At 42.5% G+C, this 18,487-nt stretch carries 16 protein-coding genes; 12 read left to right on the top strand and 4 right to left on the bottom strand.

Annotated features, from left to right (window positions below):
- Nucleotides 1-13 precede the first annotated feature (13 nt).
- Complete coding sequence (locus tag R7Q48_RS14965; RefSeq protein WP_064353879.1) at nucleotides 14-571, bottom strand: DUF3750 domain-containing protein; 558 nt, start codon at nucleotides 569-571, stop codon at nucleotides 14-16.
- A 480-nt stretch (nucleotides 572-1,051) separates the two neighbouring features.
- On the opposite strand from R7Q48_RS14965, the gene R7Q48_RS14960 reads away from it, so the two are divergent.
- From R7Q48_RS14960 to R7Q48_RS14940, 5 genes are all read left to right on the top strand, one after another.
- Nucleotides 1,052-1,414: a hypothetical protein gene (locus R7Q48_RS14960; RefSeq protein WP_054730822.1), complete on the top strand. Its 363-nt coding sequence runs from the start codon at nucleotides 1,052-1,054 to the stop codon at nucleotides 1,412-1,414.
- A gap of 35 nt (nucleotides 1,415-1,449) precedes the next feature.
- On the top strand, nucleotides 1,450-1,914 hold the full coding sequence (locus R7Q48_RS14955; RefSeq protein WP_318132346.1) for a GNAT family N-acetyltransferase: 465 nt from the start codon (nucleotides 1,450-1,452) through the stop codon (nucleotides 1,912-1,914).
- 248 nt (nucleotides 1,915-2,162) lie between these two features.
- The gene (locus tag R7Q48_RS14950) at nucleotides 2,163-3,581 is read left to right on the top strand and encodes an SLC13 family permease (RefSeq protein WP_213874449.1); all 1,419 of its coding nucleotides are present in this window, start codon (nucleotides 2,163-2,165) and stop codon (nucleotides 3,579-3,581) included.
- A 3-nt stretch (nucleotides 3,582-3,584) separates the two neighbouring features.
- Nucleotides 3,585-4,922, top strand: coding sequence for an ATP-binding protein (locus R7Q48_RS14945; RefSeq protein WP_256903194.1), 1,338 nt, complete (start codon nucleotides 3,585-3,587; stop codon nucleotides 4,920-4,922).
- A complete protein-coding gene (locus R7Q48_RS14940; RefSeq protein WP_005377744.1) occupies nucleotides 4,909-5,382 on the top strand; it encodes a response regulator in 474 nt (157 codons plus the stop codon). The genes R7Q48_RS14945 and R7Q48_RS14940 overlap by 14 nt, the downstream gene beginning before the upstream one ends.
- 107 nt (nucleotides 5,383-5,489) lie before the next feature.
- On the opposite strand, the gene R7Q48_RS14935 is transcribed toward R7Q48_RS14940, so the two are convergent.
- Complete coding sequence (locus tag R7Q48_RS14935) at nucleotides 5,490-7,193, bottom strand: putative bifunctional diguanylate cyclase/phosphodiesterase (protein WP_005377743.1); 1,704 nt, start codon at nucleotides 7,191-7,193, stop codon at nucleotides 5,490-5,492.
- Between the two features lie 487 nt (nucleotides 7,194-7,680).
- Between R7Q48_RS14935 and R7Q48_RS14930 the strand changes: the two genes are divergently transcribed.
- The 4 genes from R7Q48_RS14930 to R7Q48_RS14915 all read left to right on the top strand — a co-directional run bounded on the left by R7Q48_RS14930 (nucleotide 7,681) and on the right by R7Q48_RS14915 (nucleotide 12,385).
- A complete protein-coding gene (locus tag R7Q48_RS14930; RefSeq protein WP_258470153.1) occupies nucleotides 7,681-8,898 on the top strand; it encodes an HD-GYP domain-containing protein in 1,218 nt (405 codons plus the stop codon).
- A gap of 202 nt (nucleotides 8,899-9,100) precedes the next feature.
- Nucleotides 9,101-9,724: a LysE family translocator gene (locus R7Q48_RS14925; RefSeq protein ID WP_025766704.1), complete on the top strand. Its 624-nt coding sequence runs from the start codon at nucleotides 9,101-9,103 to the stop codon at nucleotides 9,722-9,724.
- Nucleotides 9,725-9,936: 212 nt separating this feature from the next.
- Nucleotides 9,937-11,481 carry a YjjI family glycine radical enzyme gene (locus tag R7Q48_RS14920; protein WP_053350580.1) on the top strand — a complete coding sequence of 515 codons (1,545 nt, stop codon included), beginning with the start codon at nucleotides 9,937-9,939 and terminating at the stop codon, nucleotides 11,479-11,481.
- 22 nt (nucleotides 11,482-11,503) lie between these two features.
- Nucleotides 11,504-12,385, top strand: coding sequence for a YjjW family glycine radical enzyme activase (locus tag R7Q48_RS14915; RefSeq protein ID WP_031778972.1), 882 nt, complete (start codon nucleotides 11,504-11,506; stop codon nucleotides 12,383-12,385).
- A gap of 19 nt (nucleotides 12,386-12,404) precedes the next feature.
- On the opposite strand, the gene R7Q48_RS14910 is transcribed toward R7Q48_RS14915, so the two are convergent.
- Complete coding sequence (locus tag R7Q48_RS14910; protein WP_005377737.1) at nucleotides 12,405-13,343, bottom strand: LysR family transcriptional regulator; 939 nt, start codon at nucleotides 13,341-13,343, stop codon at nucleotides 12,405-12,407.
- Between the two features lie 411 nt (nucleotides 13,344-13,754).
- Between R7Q48_RS14910 and R7Q48_RS14905 the strand changes: the two genes are divergently transcribed.
- Together R7Q48_RS14905 and R7Q48_RS14900 are read left to right on the top strand one after the other, a co-directional pair.
- Nucleotides 13,755-14,525, top strand: coding sequence for a TerC family protein (locus R7Q48_RS14905; protein WP_005377734.1), 771 nt, complete (start codon nucleotides 13,755-13,757; stop codon nucleotides 14,523-14,525).
- 160 nt (nucleotides 14,526-14,685) lie between these two features.
- Complete coding sequence (locus R7Q48_RS14900; protein WP_256903196.1) at nucleotides 14,686-15,288, top strand: 2OG-Fe(II) oxygenase; 603 nt, start codon at nucleotides 14,686-14,688, stop codon at nucleotides 15,286-15,288.
- A gap of 54 nt (nucleotides 15,289-15,342) precedes the next feature.
- Here R7Q48_RS14900 and R7Q48_RS14895 read toward each other — a convergent pair whose 3' ends face one another.
- On the bottom strand, nucleotides 15,343-16,608 hold the full coding sequence (locus tag R7Q48_RS14895; RefSeq protein WP_256903197.1) for an HD domain-containing phosphohydrolase: 1,266 nt from the start codon (nucleotides 16,606-16,608) through the stop codon (nucleotides 15,343-15,345).
- 629 nt (nucleotides 16,609-17,237) lie between these two features.
- On the opposite strand from R7Q48_RS14895, the gene R7Q48_RS14890 reads away from it, so the two are divergent.
- Nucleotides 17,238-18,431, top strand: coding sequence for an iron-containing alcohol dehydrogenase (locus tag R7Q48_RS14890; RefSeq protein WP_054574120.1), 1,194 nt, complete (start codon nucleotides 17,238-17,240; stop codon nucleotides 18,429-18,431).
- Nucleotides 18,432-18,487 lie beyond the last annotated feature (56 nt).

The following is an 18,487-nucleotide window of genomic DNA, read 5'->3' as shown; positions in this document are numbered from 1 at the left end:
CTAACCTTTGCTGTTAATCGCTGGCGTAACCGCTACCAATTGCGCGAAACGGCAAGTTCAGCTCTAATTCTGGAATTTGTTTACCCACCCAAGCCGGAAATGTATTGCTATTTGGCCCTGGAAACAGAGTATATTCTTCAGCCCAAGGGTATTGGTTAATCACACTTTGTATTTTAGGGATAAGTTGGCGGGCCTTTTCACCTTGTATGGAGAGGATCTTTTCTGGTTTTGCACCATACCAATATCGATCTGGCGTCCCAGTTTGGTACTGATATAGAGCGGGTTGTCCGCGATTCACTCTCCAGCCGACTACTTCATACACTGTATATTCGTTCGCATTTTCAGGCTTTATTGCAAACCATGTATGAACAGCAAACCAGCCTCGCCAACCAAACGCGTCTGCGGCGTAAAACTCAATCACAGCATGCTTGACATTGGAAGGATCGGGTGCGATACCCGCAGGTTCTCTGCTTGCGGTACGCCAATCTCCTTGAGTGCATCCACCCAGCATAACCGCGATTGACATGAGCCAAATTTTTACAAGGTGAGTAAAGTTGAGAGGGTCTTTCATTTATTGCTCCTAGACCAACCGATGCTGTTAACGCTCTATTGATTTTAGCTATAAAAACGTGGCAAGTCTGATTGTTGAAATCCTCTCCTTATTAAAAGAGAGAGGGAAGGTTAGTGCCATAACCCCAGTTCATACGTAATAATAAGGTAAGCCGATTTGTAACATGTGGCATAGACGATGCCGTATTTCTCGAACGATTCGTCTAGTTGCGTATGAAAAAGTAAGAGGTTGTATGTATTCCTTACACGGTTACATGAATTAAAAGCATTACAAAACAGACATTTACAGTGAGTCATTGCTGGTTGGGTGAGTTTGGGACCCTCACTTTGTCTCACGTTTGCTTGTTTTGGGCGGAATTTTCATCGTTCATCTTTTTGCGCATTTAGAGTCAGCGTTCAGCTATGGCACAATAGGCGCTCACAGAACAAGTGCTGTTTGGTCATGCAAATAGCAGAAAAATAACTAGAAATAGAATAATTAATGTTTAAATCAAAAAGTATACTCGCATTAAGCGTGTTCGCATTTGGCTGTTTTGCCAATCAAGATAGCGAACCAACGTCCGTTGTGCTGGACTACGGTGACTCTTCCATCAGTACTGATATTCAAGCCAATCGAAAATTTCATGTTGTCCGAGACAATGAAAGTGAGCACGTAGAATTTTCCGGCGGAATCATAAAGGAGTATTCCGATTATATTGTGAATGTTCATATCATAAGAAAAAGCAAAATACGCAGATCAAGCCGAGAACTGAATACAACCGTATTGATGAACAGTGATCAGATTGGGAAGCCTTTAGTGATTGGCATTGAAAATGATGAGTTCACTAGTATCACTTTGCGTTAATACTTAGTATTTATTGAATAGGAATGAGGAAATTGATGCTCTCAATACGCTGCTATCGCACCGAGGATGCCACAACACTGTGGGCACTCTTTTACCATACTGTGCGAATCATTAATCGTCGTGATTATACGGAATCACAAGTTTCCGCTTGGGCACCATCAGATTTTGACCTCGATGTGTGGCAACGAAAAATGGACGATATTCAACCCTACGTCGCGGAGATAGAAGGGCAGGTCGTTGGCTATTGTGATTTGCAAGGTGACGGCTTGATTGATCATTTCTTTTGCCATCATGAATACCAAGGACAAGGTGTTGGTCGTGATTTGATGTCTTTTCTTTTTTCACAGGCGAAAGTACAGGGGATAAAGCGACTGTATTCTGAAGTGAGTATTACCGCCCGACCTTTTTACGAGAAAATGGGTTTCACAGTTAAGTCTCGACAACGTGTTGAGGTTAGGGGAGAAACCTTAACTAACTTTATGATGGAAAAGTATATTTAACTTAAATAGTGAGCATTTAGTGAGCTTGAACACAGATATAAAATGTTTTCCAATGTGAAAACGAGTTCATTGATCTCGCACCAACGTTTTGTTTGAAAACAGTGTACATAATCTTCTCTGGAACGCCATTACCGCATTTCGTCTCTGAAGGCTTAAAAACAGTCTGAAAGTTTTGGTTTTGCGGCGGGTAATAGCGTTCCAAACGCCAAATGTGTCTGGCTAACCATCTCAGGAAGAGAAGTAGTACTATGCGCCCTTATCTCAAATACGTTGTTCCAACATTGATACCATTGCTTGTTTGGTTGATGCCTCTCTCTGCGTTCCCATTTGATGGCATTACTATCGTCCAGCAAAGAGTGATTGCAATCTTCTTGCTTGCCGCACTTTGCTGGGTATTCGAGCCAATTCCAATCTACGCCACTTCGGTTGTGATCATTGTCCTAGAGCTATTGCTTGTATCAAATAAAGGTATTGTGCTCTTTCGTTTGCAAGAAGGGCAGCCACATTTTGGTGAGCTATTACAATACAACGAGATAATGGCGACCTTCGCTAGTCCGATTATCATGCTCTTCCTCGGCGGTTTCTTTTTGGCTATGGCGGCGACAAAGTACAGGTTAGATGTCAACTTAGCCCGAGTGTTACTCAAACCATTTGGACAAAAACCAAAGTTCGTTATGCTGGGGTTGATGCTGATCACCGCTGTTTTTTCCATGTTTATGTCAAACACCGCAACAACAGCGATGATGTTGTCCATTTTAACCCCTGTGATAGCGGTTTTCGGGCCTAAAGACCCAGGTCGAATTGCATTCGCCTTGTGTATTCCTGTTGCAGCCAACATTGGTGGCATTGGTACTCCAATCGGCACGCCACCGAATGCCATCGCCCTAAAATATTTGGTTGGTGACAACTTAATTACGTTTGGTGAATGGATGGTATTTGGTGTGCCATTCGTTATTGTGATGATGGCGTTAGCCTGGTTTCTGATTGGCTTTTTATATAAAGCCGAACAAACCACCATCGATCTGAACATTAAAAGCAAGTTTTTGAAAACACCCAAAGCAATAATGGTTTACGTCACCTTTGCCGGCACGATTATTCTTTGGTTGATGGGGTCTGCACATGGAATGAATTCTTACACAGTAGCATTAATTCCGGTCGCAGTGTTCTCATTGACGGGCATCATCAACAAAGAAGACTTGAAGAAAATCTCTTGGGATGTGCTTTGGTTGGTGTCAGGCGGTATTGCTCTGGGCCTTGCTCTAGATAAAACCGGGCTTGCGAAGCTGGTGGTACACAGCATACCGTTTGATCGGTTCTCGCCATATGTTGTCTTGTTTGGTGCGGCTTTCTTGTGCTTGTTAATGGCAAACTTTATGTCGCATACAGCCACCGCAAACTTGCTGATGCCGATTATGGCTGCGCTGGGTACTTCTATGGCTTCGCTAACGCCTCTCGGCGGTGAAGTTACTCTAATCTTGGTCGTGACATTTGCCGCTTCACTCGGTATGTCGTTACCAATCAGTACGCCACCAAACGCGTTAGCTCATGCAACAGGGCATGTCGAGAGCGGCCAAATGGCTCGTATCGGTGCCGTGCTAGGCGTGATTGGCGTATTACTCAGTTTTGTGATGGTGTGGATTTTACATACTGTTGGGCATATTGGATAACCCATGTACGAAACGAAGTTAGACGCGTTAGTACAACGCTACTTTAATCACCTTGAACGCCGATTAACGGTTTTATCCGGGTCGGTGCTTATTGAGCAAGCAGGCTACAACGATCGCTTGTACTATGTGCTTTCGGGAGAGCTGGCGGGCTATTACGCGGAAGATGACAAGAAACCGATTCAGGTATTTTCTGCGTCTCAAGGTGCGTTTATTGGCGTACACAGTTTCTTTTCTGGTACGTGGACTGCCTCTTCGACAGTGATTGCTCAAACCGATGTTGAATTGGCTTGGATACAGCGCGATACGCCCGCCGTGGAAGAGGCGACATACGGACCATTGACGACACAATTTATGCCTGTGATGGTTAACGAATTATCTCGTCGTCAACGGCGCGCAATGCAAGAGGCATTGGCTAAAGAAAAAGCACTACAAAAGCTTCATACCGCAGAGCAAATGACAACGTTGGGGCAGCTTGCAGCGGGTATTGCTCATGAGTTGAACAATGCGATAGGCGTTGTAAGCAGTAAATCAGAACGGCTAGAGACAGTTATCATGGAACTGCTTGAAGAAGTTCATCCGGAAGCGAGTCAATTTTTTGATTTTGGTTTAATGCAAGGGCAGAAAGTCTCTTCTAGCGAAGCGAGAAAGCGGGGGCGCCACTTCGAAAAATACTACGGTTTAACCAAGGAGGTTGCTCGTGATCTTGCACGTGCCGTTCCAAATAATTTCCTTTCGGAACATTGGCTAAAAAGACCAGAAGAAGCGATACGTTTCTGGCAAATGGGACGAGATCTCCATGACTTACGCATTGCCTCTAAACATACCGTTGGCATTGTACGATCCGTAAAACAATTGGGGCGCACGGATATCGACTTGGATGAAGCGATTAACATCAATGATTCAATCAATCGCGCCTTGGCTCTATTGCAAAGTGACTTAAGACGAGTGAGTGTTCGTTTTAGCCCTGCGGATTTACCTGCTTTTATTGGTTCTCAAACCGAACTCGTCCAAGTTTGGGTAAATATATTAAAGAATGCGTGCGATGCACTTGGTGAAACGGAGAAACCCGGTATCGAAATACATACTCGGGAGAGTAAGGGTAAAATTTTGGTCATGATTGCTAACAACGGACCAGAAATTGATGAAGCGACACGTAGAAAAATTTTCCGGCCAAACTTCACCACTAAAAAGGGGGGATTGTCGTTTGGTTTAGGGTTAGGTCTGTCGATTGTGAAGCGCATTATCGCCGGATATAACGGCTCTATTGTAGTAAAGAGCGACAGTGAAAAAACGATTTTTAGAATCAAGTTACCAGTAGAGGGTGAACATGGAGAAGCTTAATGTAATTTGCGTTGATGACCAACGAGAGGTACTAAGCGCGGTTCTACAAGATTTAGAGCCGTTAAATCAGTGGTTGAATGTCGAAGACTGCGAATCAGCAGGTGAGGCTCTAGAACTGATGGATGAATTTGATGCAGAAGGCGAGATGATCGCATTGATTATTTCCGATCATGTGATGCCAGGTAAAACGGGAGTAGAGCTGCTGACCGATGTATCAAAGGACGGTCGTTTTGGTTTTACGAGGAAAGTGCTTCTTACCGGGCAAGCGACGCACACCGATACGATTAATGCGATCAACTCCGCAGGCATTGACCGCTACTTTGAAAAACCATGGCAAGCAAGCCAATTAATAGAGTGCGTTAGAAACCTGGTGACCCAATATATCTTTGATGTGGGCTTAGATTACACTCAGTATCACGAACATTTAGATCAGAGTGTGGTGTTTGAACGTCTACGTTAATCGGGGGACATTAAGCTTGTTTTCGTCACGGCCAGTTAGTGTCTGAAATCTATAGTGAATAGTTCAGCATGTTTAACGTGGCCGTGCGGAATATTGCTCTAGTATGCTTAACTCAACGAATAGCGGCTTGCACTGGCAACAGAAAGTGGCTTAGAGAACCAATAACCTTGCAGATAATCGACGCCCATTTCGGTAAAAAATTCACACATTTTGGCGTCTTCAATTCCCTCAATCACTACTTCAATATTATTTTCCTGGCACATAGTGATAAGAAACTTCAGATATTCTTGTGAAGAGCGGTTGGTTAGTGTTTTCCACGCCATCGACCTATCAATTTTGATTTGTGTCATCGGGAGGTCGAAGAAGCTATTTAATGAACTGTAACCAGATCCAAAGTCATCCAGAGAGAGTGCAAATCCTAGTTCCCTGAGGGTATTCAGAGGGGCAATGGCTGTCTGATTATTATCCAAAATAAACGTTTCTGTTAGTTCCAACACAATAGACTCAGGATCGACACCAACCTCATCCGCCATGGCTTTAATTCGCGCAGGGAATTCACTATTCATTAACTGAAGTACAGAAACATTCACGTTGACACGAACTTGGTTTTGGTAACGCTCACGGTAGTTTTTGATAAATTCACACGCTTTGGCAAAGACTTGATATCCGAGTTCGACAATCAAACCTTTGTTCTCTGCCACGGGGATGAATTCGTCTGGATAAATTTCGCCAAACTCTTTGCTACGCCAGCGAACCAGAGATTCGAAGCTCACCACTTTTGAGCTTTTGGCGTCAATAATTGGCTGAAACTTAACGCTTAATGTCTGTTTTTCTAGTGCACTTTTTAGACCTTGTTCAATAAAGAAATAACGGTCTACGGCATGCTGAGTTTTCTCACTGTAAACCGCAACACGGTCTTTATTCTGCTCGCTTGCGTACTGACAAGTTCGTGCTGCTTTACGTAATATTTCCTCTGCTGAGTGACTTGGATCTATGCAAGGATACAAACCAATACTAATGTTACTTCCTAAGTATTGGCCCTCTTCAATCACTGCCTCGTGGTAGGTTTCCTTTAAACTTTCGGCATAACTTTGCAGCGTTTCTACCGAGCATTCATCGTGAATCAAAATCGCAAAGTCATCATCATGTACGCGATATACAGAACTATTTGGAGAAGGTAGGTGACTGAGAGTTTGTAGCAATTTTTCCACTAACCCATCGACCAACTCGCTGCCATATTGATTTAAGTAAGATTTAATCTCTTCTATCTGAATGTAACAGATAGATGCACAAGAATCGGTGGCTCGCACACTATCTTCAATATCCAGCAAGAGATGGGCGCGATTAGCCATACCTGACGCATTGTCATGAAATGCGACTTGATGAATGTAGCTTTCCATCAGCTTGCGTTCAGAAATATCACGGTGGCTACCAACCATATAATGACCATGTTCTGTTTCTTTGGTCATGGCTACGCCTTCAATCCAGACGTACTGTCCATTGGGTTTACGCACGCGGTAGGTCGTTGTGACCCTCGTGTTGTTGGTAATGATGTGAGCATCGACCCGAGTGGAGAGTCTTTCTCGATCGAGAGGGTGAACAAGGTCTAACCATTGCTCTAAGCTGATTCGACCAGCGTTGATACCAAGCTGCTCATAAAAGCCCTTGTTATAAAATACCATGGTGCCAAACTCATCCATGTAAAAGAGGCCTTCGTTAAATACATCGAAGATATGAATGAATCGTTCTTCGACGATTTTTAGGAACTCTCGGTCACTATCTGAGACTTGTTGGTCAAATATGGTGGTCAAGATATTTCCTCCTCGAGCCTTTTAGCATCAGAGATGAGTGTTGGGGTTGATAACATAGAGTTGATCTGCTGGCGTACATTACAATCACAAAAGTGTCAGTTCAAATTGTTTGGCTATCATTTTATGCGCTACTAGGTTAATAACATACTAAGATTAGGCGGCTAATCATCGACATTTATAAAAAATAGTCAACAGTAAAAATCATTTATAAAATACAGTTATTGATGCCGTCCGCAATCTATAAATATTTATGAATAATTATCCTAAAGTTATTTTCAGTTGTGTCGGTATCAATGTGCGGTTTTCTAACGTCATTTGTATATATGTTATCTTGGATAAAACCATAATAACAAAAAGGACTTAATGAGCGCGACCGATTATTAATTGACAGGATGCTCATTAATTGTAATCAATTCAAATTTATTATCACGCCAAGTAATCAAATCTCTTATAATGCGGACGTTAATATCGAGTAAGCCTTCTTTATATGCAGTACGATCCGAAAAATTCAATCAAAATTGCGCTCGCTGATATCGGCGTTGGTATGTTTGTTACCGCGATAGAGCACAACAAGCGCGTCAATTTAGCCAATGCAGGGCGGATATCTAGCCCTGAAGGCATTAAGAAGCTTGCTACAAGTGGCGTAAAGTATGTTTGGGTAGATCAAACATTATCTTCGCAGCAGTGTGTCTTCAAGCCTGTAGATGAATCAACTGGTGCCACTAAAGAGACGCGAGAGCAGAAACACTCCGATTTTAAGAGGGGTCAACGAGCTTATCGTTCGAGAGACATCCAACACAAGCGAGCCAAAAAGCTGATCGCCGAAGCAAAAGATTTGGCGCAAAAACTATTGAATCAAACTTTTGAAGGAAAAATCATAGAAGTTGATGAAGTAGAAGCTTGGGCTGACGATGTCATTGAAAGTGTTTTTATTGACTCAGATGCGTTGCAGTGTGTCTCTGCACTCCGAAAAAAAGACTCTTATTTATTGGAACACTCCGTCAATGTCGCTTGTCTTTTAGTGTCATTCGGTAAGTACTTGGGCTTGGATAAGCCAACGCTAAAACAGCTTGCTGTAGGTGGCATTATTCATGATGTAGGTAAAATTAAAGTCGATGATAAGATCTTGCACAAGCCAGCGAAGCTAACGCCTGAAGAATTTGAACATATGAAGCTACATCAAGTGTTCGCAGGTGAGATAATCCTTCACGTAAAAGGACTTAGTGACGTAAGCCGTGATGTTTGTTTGATGCACCACGAGAAGTTAGATGGCAATGGTTATCCTAGAGGCTTGAAGGGGGAGGAGATTCCAATTCACGGCCGTATGAGCTGTATTGTAGATATCTACGATGCGCTAACGGCTGATCGCTGTTACAAAAAAGGCATGAGTTCTGCGGAAGCGTTTAAAATCTTGTTGAGTCTAACGCCATTTCATTTAGACGCCGACTTAGTTTACAAATTCATTAATTGCATTGGGATGTACCCCGTCGGCTCCATTGTCGAGTTGAACGATGGGCGTGTTGGTATTGTTTGGTCTTCAAATGAATCTCAAGCATTAAAGCCAGAAGTGAAATGTTTCTACTCCCGCAAGTATAAACGATACATTGATGTCACGATGGTGGATTTAAAAACGAGTGCGTACAAAATTGAAAGAGCGATCGCGCCTTCATCGTTAGAGATCGATCCTAAGCCTTTTTATGATTAAGAGAAATAGATAAGCTTATACAACAGGCTTTACATCCTTGCATGTAGATCGTATTTTATTTGCATAACTATCTATTAATTTTTTCTAAGTTGTTTAGATGCAAGATGGTTATTAAGACCTCGGCTTCATGGATAGAAACCGGGCGATAAAATAGTTCTATACACAATGGGCTATAAACCTCATTTTGCTGGAAGGGATGCCAATGCAAATAGATACATGGATTTTTTACACTCTTGCTATTCTCGTGCTCACAGCTTCACCAGGACCAAGCTCACTGTTGTGTTTGAGTAAAGGAGTGAGTAGTGGGTTTCGTATTGCTTTCATGACTGCACTTGGCAGTTTGTCTGCGATTACGATCATCCTTACGCTCTCATTTACCGGGTTGGGAGTTGTCATTGCTTCATCTGAGTTAGTTTTTAATATTATCAAATGGTGTGGTGCCGCTTACTTAATCTGGTTAGGTATTCAAGCGTTGCGCTCATCTCAGACAGATTTTAATAAAACGGCAACGACTCAAAGTTCCGCGACAGCGTTTAGCGCGTTCACTAGTGGTTTCATTGTTGGCGCTAGTAATCCCAAAGCGATAGTCTTTTTCACCGCTTTGTTTCCTCAATTCATAGAACCTTCCGCACCGCTACTGTCTCAATACGCGATTTTCGCGTCTACATTTGTGGTTTTTGAGCTTAGCTGGCTAACATTTTATGCATTGTTAGGGGTAAAAGCCTCCGATTGGTTGTTTGTCGCTGGAAGAGCGAAGTTGTTCAATCGTTTGACTGGTGGAGTATTTATTGGTGCAGGCGTGATGTTGTCGACGGCAAACCGATAAATAAGACAGACTTCGGTACGCAGTTAGGTTTTCCCATATAGTAAGTTGGAATGCGCTAATTTAGCTTTGTCTTATTTCCAGAATGGAAATAGACGTTTTGTTTATTTTCATTAGTGGCAACAGCCAAGTAGGAGTAAAATCACGTTACTCTTTAGGGGTAGGGCTCGTATTTTGTCTTGTGGGCTTGTGGTTACTTTGTAGGAATATCTTAGATGACAAGCCTTTCTAAACTACAACAACGTTTTCTAGATATCGCGACCGACGTCCGTCTTTCTCCAAAACAGAAGTCGAGTTTTTTAGCTTTAGAGGCTGAAGCGTGCATTCCTTACATGACCGTATCTCCATCACTGAGACAAGCAATGGATGAAGGCATCATCTGCGATATGTTTGAAGGTCATGCACCGTTTAAACCTCGCTATGTGTTGCCTGATTACGCTAAATTTCTATCGCAAGGCTCAGACTATTTAGAGTTGTCTCCGGCTGATGATTTCGATGATGCGTTGAACATGCTGACCATCATTTACCATCATGTTCCTTCGGTAACGAACATTCCGGTTTACTTAGGCCAGTTAGATGATGTCTTGTTGCCTTACATAGGCGACCTAACAGAGAGCCAGATTTACAAAAAGTTAAAACATTTTTGGATCATGCTGGATCGCACATTGCCAGATGCGTTTATGCATGTGAATGTCGGACCGACAGACAACATTATTTGTCGCACTGTTTTAAAAGTAGATGCGGAGCTCAAGCAGATTGCACCGAATCTCACCTTTATGTACGACGAGACAGTTACACCTGATGATTTACTTCGTCAAGCGACACAGAACATTTGTGAATGCAGTAAACCGCATATCGCCAATTACCCAATGCACACGAAAGCCTACAACGGCTCACGCTTTGGTATTGTAAGTTGCTACAACTCGCTTCCATTAGCAGGTGGCTCGAACACATTGGTGCGAATGAATTTAAAAGAAGTTGCAAAACGAGCATCAGACTGTAACGACTTCTTAAACAGTGCGTTGCCTTCTTACCATCGATTAATGGTCGAGCTCATAAACGCAAGAAGCACGCACTTGCATGAAAAATCGAACTTCTTTCAAGGCTTTTTGACGCAAGAAGGGTTGATAAAAGAGTCCTATTTCGCGCCAATGTATGGCGTTTACGGCATGGCCGAAGCGGTAAACCTTCTATTTGAAAAAGAAGGGCAAATAGGGCGATACGGAAAAAATGATCGAGCAAATACTTTTGCTCATGATGTTTCAGCAACACTGGCTAAACTGGTGGACTCAACCCCGGTGAAATATGGTTTAGATGGCAAAGCGCTCTTACATGCACAAGGCGGCATTAGCTTAGATCATGATGTTACGCCAGGTGTACGTCTGCCTTATGGTGCAGAGCCAGACCCTGTCACTTATGTACAAGCAACGGCGAAGCATCATCAGTATTATCGTGCGGGTATCAGCGATATTTTGACGATTGATGAAACGGTGAAATCTAACCCAGAAGCGATGTTCAATTTATGTAAAGGGGCACTAAATGCTGGTTATCGTGAGTTTACCGCGAATGTCACTTCAAATGACTTAATTCGCGTGACAGGCTACATGATCAAACTTTCAGATGTCGCGAAATATGATAAAGAAGGTTCGAGAACCAACACGACGTTTCTAGGTGCAGAAGCAGCAAAAAATACCAAAATTTTAGAACGCTCGCCACGTGTGGTGAGTCATGAAGTAACACCGACTTACACGCAGGCATAAGTTCGGTTTAGGAAAGAACAAGATGTCTAGACGAAGTGGAAGCCTTTTGGCAAAAGTCACTCGTATCCTTCCTTTCTCTTGTGTTGATGGGCCAGGAAATCGTCTAGTCATCTTTCTACAGGGTTGTAACTATCAGTGTTTGAACTGCCACAATCCTCACACGATAAACCATTGTAATCATTGTGGTGAGTGTGTGAGTGAATGTTCAGCAGGCGCATTGAAGTTCGACGAAAACAACAACGTTGTTTGGCTTAAAGAGGAGTGCACCCACTGCGATCATTGTATAGAGATATGTCAGAACCAATCTAATCCAAAAATTACTGACTACTCTGTAGTAACAATGCTCGATTTGATACGCAAACATCGCTTTTTCATCAGTGGTGTTACTGTATCCGGTGGGGAATCTACCTTACAACTTCCTTTCATTATTGAGCTGTTTAAAGGGATAAAACAAGATCCTGAATTACGGCACCTCTCTTGTTTCATCGACAGTAACGGTTCTTTAGCGGTTGCTGGTTGGCAGCGTATTCTACCTTTTCTGGATGGCGCAATGATCGATTTGAAAGCGTGGCAGACGGAGACGCATCAGTGGCTAACTGGGCGTGATAATCATCGTGTATTTAAAACCCTTCAGTACCTTGTTGAGCACGAAAAATTGTACGAGGTCCGCTTACTGCATATTCCCCAAAAAAGTGATTTAGATATAGAAATCGTAGCAATTGGACGTTACTTGAGTACTCTTCCTGAATCGGTGATTATACGTTTAAATGCCTTTCAGCATCACGGAGTAGTGGGGGAGGCGTTAACTTGGGATATGTGCTCTCATCATGATATCGAACGCTTAAAATCAGAGCTTCGATGCTACGTGAGTAACCCTATCACAGTGCCGACAGTACTCACGTAGTACCGTTGTTTATCTATGCTTACGCATCACAGGCATCTAACATGGCGCAGGCGTCGAGTAATTGTTGCTGCAACCATTTTAAAGCGGGATCGTTTAAGCTCGCTTTGTTCCAAACGAGGCTGTAGGCTACCTGTCCGTAATCGAATGGAAGAGCTTGTTCAACCAAACCTTTTGCTTGCATTGCCGCTCTTGCCCAAAGCTTGGAGCATGTGAACAAGTAATCCGAGTGCTGACACATCACAGCAGCTGAACCAAAGTCGGCTACACGCATGGCCAAGTTTCGCTTTGAATGCCTTTGGGTGAGATTTTGCTCAAAATAAGGTTGTGACAGATCTTTATCATGAATACCGATGTGTCTTGCACAAAGGTAACTTTCAACAGATAAGGGTTGCTCAGCGAGTGGGTTCGATGCTCTCATTAAGCAAACCATTTCGTCTTTCAAAATGGTTTTCCAGACCAAGTCTTTATTTTGTGTGGGTGGTTGGCTGAGATCGTGAGGAAGCAACAAAAAATCCACTTGACCTCTTGCTAATGCATCGAAGCTCATTTCCTCTTTCGCATGGACATTCAAGTGCGCGTGGTTGCTCAGTTGTTGGGACAAGTGCTGTAGAACTGGCGCAAAGAGCTCAAATGAACTTTCACGCATTGCTAATGAAAAACTACCTTGATAGTAAGCCGGATTGAAAGAGCCTTGATGTAATAATCCATTCATACTGGAGAGTATGCCATGGATTGATGGGCCTATATGCAGCGCAAATGCTGTCGGCACTAAGCGAGTGCCATCACGATAAAAAAGGTCATCCTTTAGCGTTTCGCGCAACTGTCCGAGCGTTTTACTGACGCTCGATGGTGTTACACACAAGCGTTCTGCCGCAAGTGTGACGCTGTGAGTGGTTAACAACATATGTAAAACAGTTAGATGTTTAAGGCTTATACGCGAAAGAGCAATGTAGTCCATAAATAGCATGGTTTCTTATGATTTTTGGCAGTATATCAGCATGAAACAAATTTTTACTATTGTTTATCTCGGAAACACGCCTGTTTCTCTTTGAGCTCAATGCATTTAATGGGTTGCATAAGGGTTGATGGTGCTTATAAGTCTAGAAATTTATCTTAGTTTTGTTGGACTTTAATGCTTTCATTTATTCAATTCTAAAGCTTCTATGTAATTTTAATCAATTTGGAGGAGTTGATTGATTTGTACACGAATTAAACTTGTTCCTTGTTAATTAAAATAGATATTGTTTTGTTGATTGTTTGGTGATTTACTCATGATCCCTCAGTAACAAAGGTATAAATAATTAATGGACGACCCCTTTAGTCGACAAAATCCTTCACCATATGTCTTCTTATTATTGGAGACATACTCATGCTAGAACTTTTTATGCAACCAGAAGCTTGGGCTATTTTCGCCACTTTGTTTGCGCTTGAAGTTGTCTTAGGCGTTGATAACGTCGTTTTTATCTCTGTCTTATGTGAAAGACTGCCGCTGCACCAACGTAAGCTGGCAAGAAACCTTGGTATTGGTCTTGCTGTTATTGCTCGTATTGGTTTAGTGTTTTCAATCTCTTGGATCATGCAATTGACTCAACCGCTATTTTCTTTGGCGAACCAAGCGTTTACCGGAAGAGACGTTATCATGATTGCGGGTGGTGCATTCCTCTTGGCTAAAAGCCTGAAAGAGTTGTGGAGTTGGTTAAATCACAACGAGTCGGCTCACTCAACTCACGCCCGTACTGGTTTAGCGGTAGTTCTGTTGCAGATTGTTGCCGTGGATGCTGTATTCTCGATGGACTCGGTGATAACCGCCGTTGGTTTGACAAGTGATGTCCCACTTATGGTCGCAGCGATTGTTTCTTCTGCTATCGTGATGGTCATGACAGCCGAAAAAATCAATAACCTGGTGTCGTGTTACCCTGGTTTTAAGACACTTGCTTTGTTATTCCTCGTTTTGTTAGGTGGTTTATTGATGGCAGAAGGCTTCGAAATTCATATCAACAAAGGTTATGTGTATTTTGCGATGGCATTCGGCTTAATTCTGGAACTTTGTCATATCCAGTTAAAAAACAAACAACGCCCGACTATTAAACGTCTTAGTCCGTTGCGAGTTCATCCAACCAGATTAGAAGCTCGTCAATAATAAAAGATATTGCCGCTCATATGAGCGGCATTTTTATATTCGTCATCACCTATTTTTACTCTCTTTTTATTTTGTTGTCGTTTCGACAAAAAATCGCATTTGTTGTGGGGTTGAAGATTTTTTATATAGACCGCCCAACTAATATGAGTGAACGACAATAATGGATAAAATGATCGATGCGTTAGCAACCCATGGCTACTACATCTGGGATGATTTTCTTTCTGAACAAGAAGTGGCTCAATTACGAGACTGCACTCCAAGTAACTGGAAAAAAGCGCGTATTGGTCGTAATGACGATGTGACTCATATTGAGTCAATTCGAAGTGACAAAATTCAATGGTTATCGCCCAATATGGGGCACGCGGTTACTTCTTACTTAGATAAGATGGAAGAAATACGCCAAGAAGTGAACCGTCACTTGTTTCTGGGACTTTTTGAGTATGAAGCTCACTTTGCCAAGTACGAGGAAGGGGATTTCTACCAAAAGCATCTAGATTGTTTTAAGGGCAATGAAAACCGTCGATTGACAACCGTTTTTTACATGAACGAATCTTGGACGGAAAAGGATGCAGGTGAATTGGTGGTTTACGATCTAAATGATAATAAGATAGCAACCATCCCTCCTCAATCGGGACGCTTACTTTTATTCTTATCTGAGCAATTCCCGCATGAGGTTTTACCGACCAATGCTGAGCGTTTCAGTATTGCAGGTTGGTTCAGAATCAATGGTGTGCGAGACAATGTACTTGATATTGCAAAATGATTGGTTTGCAACCAGCACAAAATCAGCAAAGGGCGTAGATACGCCCTTTATCGATTAAACATTAGTTGATAGCTTGTAACACTCGGTCATGTTTCGCTCTAGCACTGCATAGACGTCAGAACAAAGTTCTTGTTTAGCGACTTGCTCGCCCATAATCGCGGCGATTTGTGCTTGAGCCATTCGTCCTCGGTAGGGACGGTCCTGAGACAGAGCTTGAAAAACATCGGCAACCGCGACAATACGCGATGGTACATCGAGTTCGTCTCCTGTTTTATGATAAGGATAGCCAGAACCGTCCAAACGCTCGTGATGATTAGAGGCCCACTCCGCTATTTTAGCGTTGGGAAACACTTTGTGTAATGCGAGCTGAGTATCAATTGTATGGCGTTTAATACGCGTATACTCTTGTTTATTAAGAGAGCCTTCTTTATGAAGAATCTCATCTGGTGTTTTTAACTTTCCGATATCATGCACCAACCCAGCAATAAATAACATCTCTTGGTCGTGCTCACAGAGCCCAAGCTTGATGGCTAGATACCGAGATAACTCCGCCACTTTTTGCGAATGTTGATAAGTAAATGGGCTTTTTGCGTCAACAATTCGAGCGATAAACATGCCCAAACTATTCATATCTTGGATGGTGAGCTGTTTTTGAAGCCAATCAATGCTTTTAAAGTTTAATCCGATGGTTTCTATATTTTCAGACTCCATCGCGAACCAAAATGCGTCGGTCATAACGAGCTTAACCATTGCCTTAGCCATGTCTGGATTAAACAAAGTTCCAGCGTTTGCCATGATGCACTCTGCAATTAGTTCTTCATGAAGTGTGACAATGTCACAGTGGCAGTTCATGACGTATTTGGAACGCATAAAATCGAGACGGTCGGCTAAATAGAGTAGGGCAGCGACCTCTTTTTCAAAAGGCGGTAAATCAAGATATTTTAGTTCACTCCAATGTGTATGGTGGTAAAGAACAGGTGTAGCAAACTGACGCAACAAACGACACTGCTTGAGGCTTCGGTATCCTCTTAAGCAATGTGTTTTTACATCTTGTGGCACCAACTCCTCAAGTAACATTTTATGTTCTTGTGTTTCGGAGACCCCACAATCGTGGATCATCCCTGCGAAGTAGCAAAACTCCGCTTTTTCTGGTTCCCAGTTCATGACCCGAGCACATTGGTAAGCGATGTAAGCGACACGATGGCTATGGTGCGTATCATCAACACCGACATAGTCGAGTGCTCGAGCAACCCAGATAAGTGCTTGTTTCAGATCGACTTCAAAGCCCATGTCCGTATGGGAATGGCAAGAATGATTCATGGTTTATACCGACATTGCTAATTAGCCCACGCTAAACCCAAATCAGAAGGTGATAGGAAAGATTGGGTACGACAGCGAATAGACCCCAAAAAGGTGGGCGTTTAGACATAGTTTTGATTATGGGCGGGATAATAATCCTAGTTGCATAATAATATCACCTGAAGCTCATGGTTAAGAGTCAGATATTTGAACTAAGTATAAGTTTTGAAAGATTATTGTTGCTCTTGTTGACTTATTTGAAAACGACAATAAATCATGATGTAACGCATTCTTATTTTTATTTTTGTAAATCGTGTTCGGGCTCAACCAGAGACACACGGTATTGATGTGTGATTAACAGAATTTATATTGTTGTTCTTGAAGGCAAAAAATAAGAAGACTTCTTCGAGGCTTGCTCTGTAACTAACAGAGTATTAGGTAAAGCAGCTTGTTAACAACATGACAATAGAGCGTCGTTGAAAATATTTTCTCTGTAGCTCATGTTGTTGAGGAAAGATAATAAAATGGTACGGCTTCCCAGCGATGTTAGCCTTTTTGGTGAGATAAGTTTATTGAAAATGTGTGATTGCAAAGTAAGCATAGGTGGTAAAAGTAGCTAGAATGATAGCTCTAAATGAAAAGGATTTCGTATGTTGAAGCATCGTTTATATCGGACTTACACCGCAGGGTTAAAAATAGCAGCCCTTATCCTTCCTATGCCGAGACCAACCTTGTTTTCCGGCCCTGGTTCGATGAATGAGCTATTAGAATCGATGGCCGAGCTGGGATTTAAACGCGTTTTGTTAGTAACCGACGAAGGGTTAGTCCAAGTCGGTATTGTAGATAAGGTGCTTGAGGCAGCAGCACAACTCGATTTACAGTTAGATGTTTTCTCGCAAGTTAAGCCCGATCCTACCTATGATCAGGTTGAGAGCGGTCTAGAGGCTTATCATCGTTTTCATTGTGAGGGCATATTAGCTTTGGGTGGCGGCTCTGCAATGGATTGTGCAAAAGTTATTGCTGCGAAAGTTACCAATAAACGGCCAATAAAAAAATTAGCTGGACTATTGAAGGTATGGCGAATGCCAGCACCGCTTTTTGCTATTCCAACAACGGCTGGAACCGGAAGTGAAGTTACTATCGCTGCGGTCGTGTCAGATCCCTCCTCACACATTAAAACCCCTTTAATGGATCCAAAGTTGGTGCCACTAATGGCAGCTTTAGATGCGAATTTAATGATTGGTTTACCTCCTAAGATCACGGCTGATACTGGCGTTGATGCATTAACCCACGCTATTGAGGCCTATGTATCGAAAAACGCTACTCAAGAAACGATGGCTTATTCGGTTGCCGCTATTAAACTCATTTTTAAATATCTTCCTAGGGCTGTGATGCAAGGGGATGATGTCGAAGCTCGTCATAAAATGGCTATGGCATCCTATTACGCGGGTTTAGCATTTACCAAAGCGAGTTTGGGTTATGTTCATGCCTTTGCTCACACATTCGGTGCGAGATATGGAATACCTCATGGTATGGCAAACGGATTAGCCTTGTTGCCTGTGCTGCGCTTTTCATTATCAGAGATTGAGCCTCAACTAAGAAAGCTCGATGAGTTGACGGCCGAGGGGCAGTTAGGTAACGCAAGTGCTCAGCATTTTTTGGCGAATCTGGAGTCCTTGTTTTCAACTATTGATATTGAGCAAACCAGTGCGCTCATTCAACGTGAAGATGCTGATGCGCTTGTTGATTTAATTCTGAAAGAGGCGCACTGGAATTACCCTGTTCCCAAGTTCATGAACAGGGAAGAATGCACACAGTTATTGTTAAATATCAGTAAGGTGTAAATTATAGTTTACATGTGTGGTTTTTTATCCTTACACTTTGCTTGATCTTCTGCTAA

This window comes from Vibrio sp. 378 (assembly GCF_033339435.1).
The sequence above is the reverse complement of the archived record's forward strand: the minus strand, read 5'-3'. Positions and strand labels throughout refer to the sequence as shown.

Excerpts from the sequence above, each read along its gene's own strand:
- R7Q48_RS14945 (WP_256903194.1), top strand. The coding sequence starts at position 3,585 with ATGTACGAAACGAAGTTAGACGCGTTAGTACAACGCTACTTTAATCAC.
- R7Q48_RS14905 (WP_005377734.1), top strand. The coding sequence starts at position 13,755 with ATGCTAGAACTTTTTATGCAACCAGAAGCTTGGGCTATTTTCGCCACT.
- R7Q48_RS14920 (WP_053350580.1), top strand. The coding sequence starts at position 9,937 with ATGACAAGCCTTTCTAAACTACAACAACGTTTTCTAGATATCGCGACC.
- R7Q48_RS14925 (WP_025766704.1), top strand. The coding sequence starts at position 9,101 with ATGCAAATAGATACATGGATTTTTTACACTCTTGCTATTCTCGTGCTC.
- R7Q48_RS14910 (WP_005377737.1), bottom strand. The coding sequence starts at position 13,343 with ATGGACTACATTGCTCTTTCGCGTATAAGCCTTAAACATCTAACTGTT.
- R7Q48_RS14965 (WP_064353879.1), bottom strand. The coding sequence starts at position 571 with ATGAAAGACCCTCTCAACTTTACTCACCTTGTAAAAATTTGGCTCATG.
- R7Q48_RS14960 (WP_054730822.1), top strand. The coding sequence starts at position 1,052 with ATGTTTAAATCAAAAAGTATACTCGCATTAAGCGTGTTCGCATTTGGC.
- R7Q48_RS14955 (WP_318132346.1), top strand. The coding sequence starts at position 1,450 with ATGCTCTCAATACGCTGCTATCGCACCGAGGATGCCACAACACTGTGG.
- R7Q48_RS14890 (WP_054574120.1), top strand. The coding sequence starts at position 17,238 with ATGTTGAAGCATCGTTTATATCGGACTTACACCGCAGGGTTAAAAATA.
- R7Q48_RS14900 (WP_256903196.1), top strand. The coding sequence starts at position 14,686 with ATGGATAAAATGATCGATGCGTTAGCAACCCATGGCTACTACATCTGG.
- R7Q48_RS14895 (WP_256903197.1), bottom strand. The coding sequence starts at position 16,608 with ATGAATCATTCTTGCCATTCCCATACGGACATGGGCTTTGAAGTCGAT.
- R7Q48_RS14915 (WP_031778972.1), top strand. The coding sequence starts at position 11,504 with ATGTCTAGACGAAGTGGAAGCCTTTTGGCAAAAGTCACTCGTATCCTT.
- R7Q48_RS14930 (WP_258470153.1), top strand. The coding sequence starts at position 7,681 with ATGCAGTACGATCCGAAAAATTCAATCAAAATTGCGCTCGCTGATATC.
- R7Q48_RS14940 (WP_005377744.1), top strand. The coding sequence starts at position 4,909 with ATGGAGAAGCTTAATGTAATTTGCGTTGATGACCAACGAGAGGTACTA.
- R7Q48_RS14950 (WP_213874449.1), top strand. The coding sequence starts at position 2,163 with ATGCGCCCTTATCTCAAATACGTTGTTCCAACATTGATACCATTGCTT.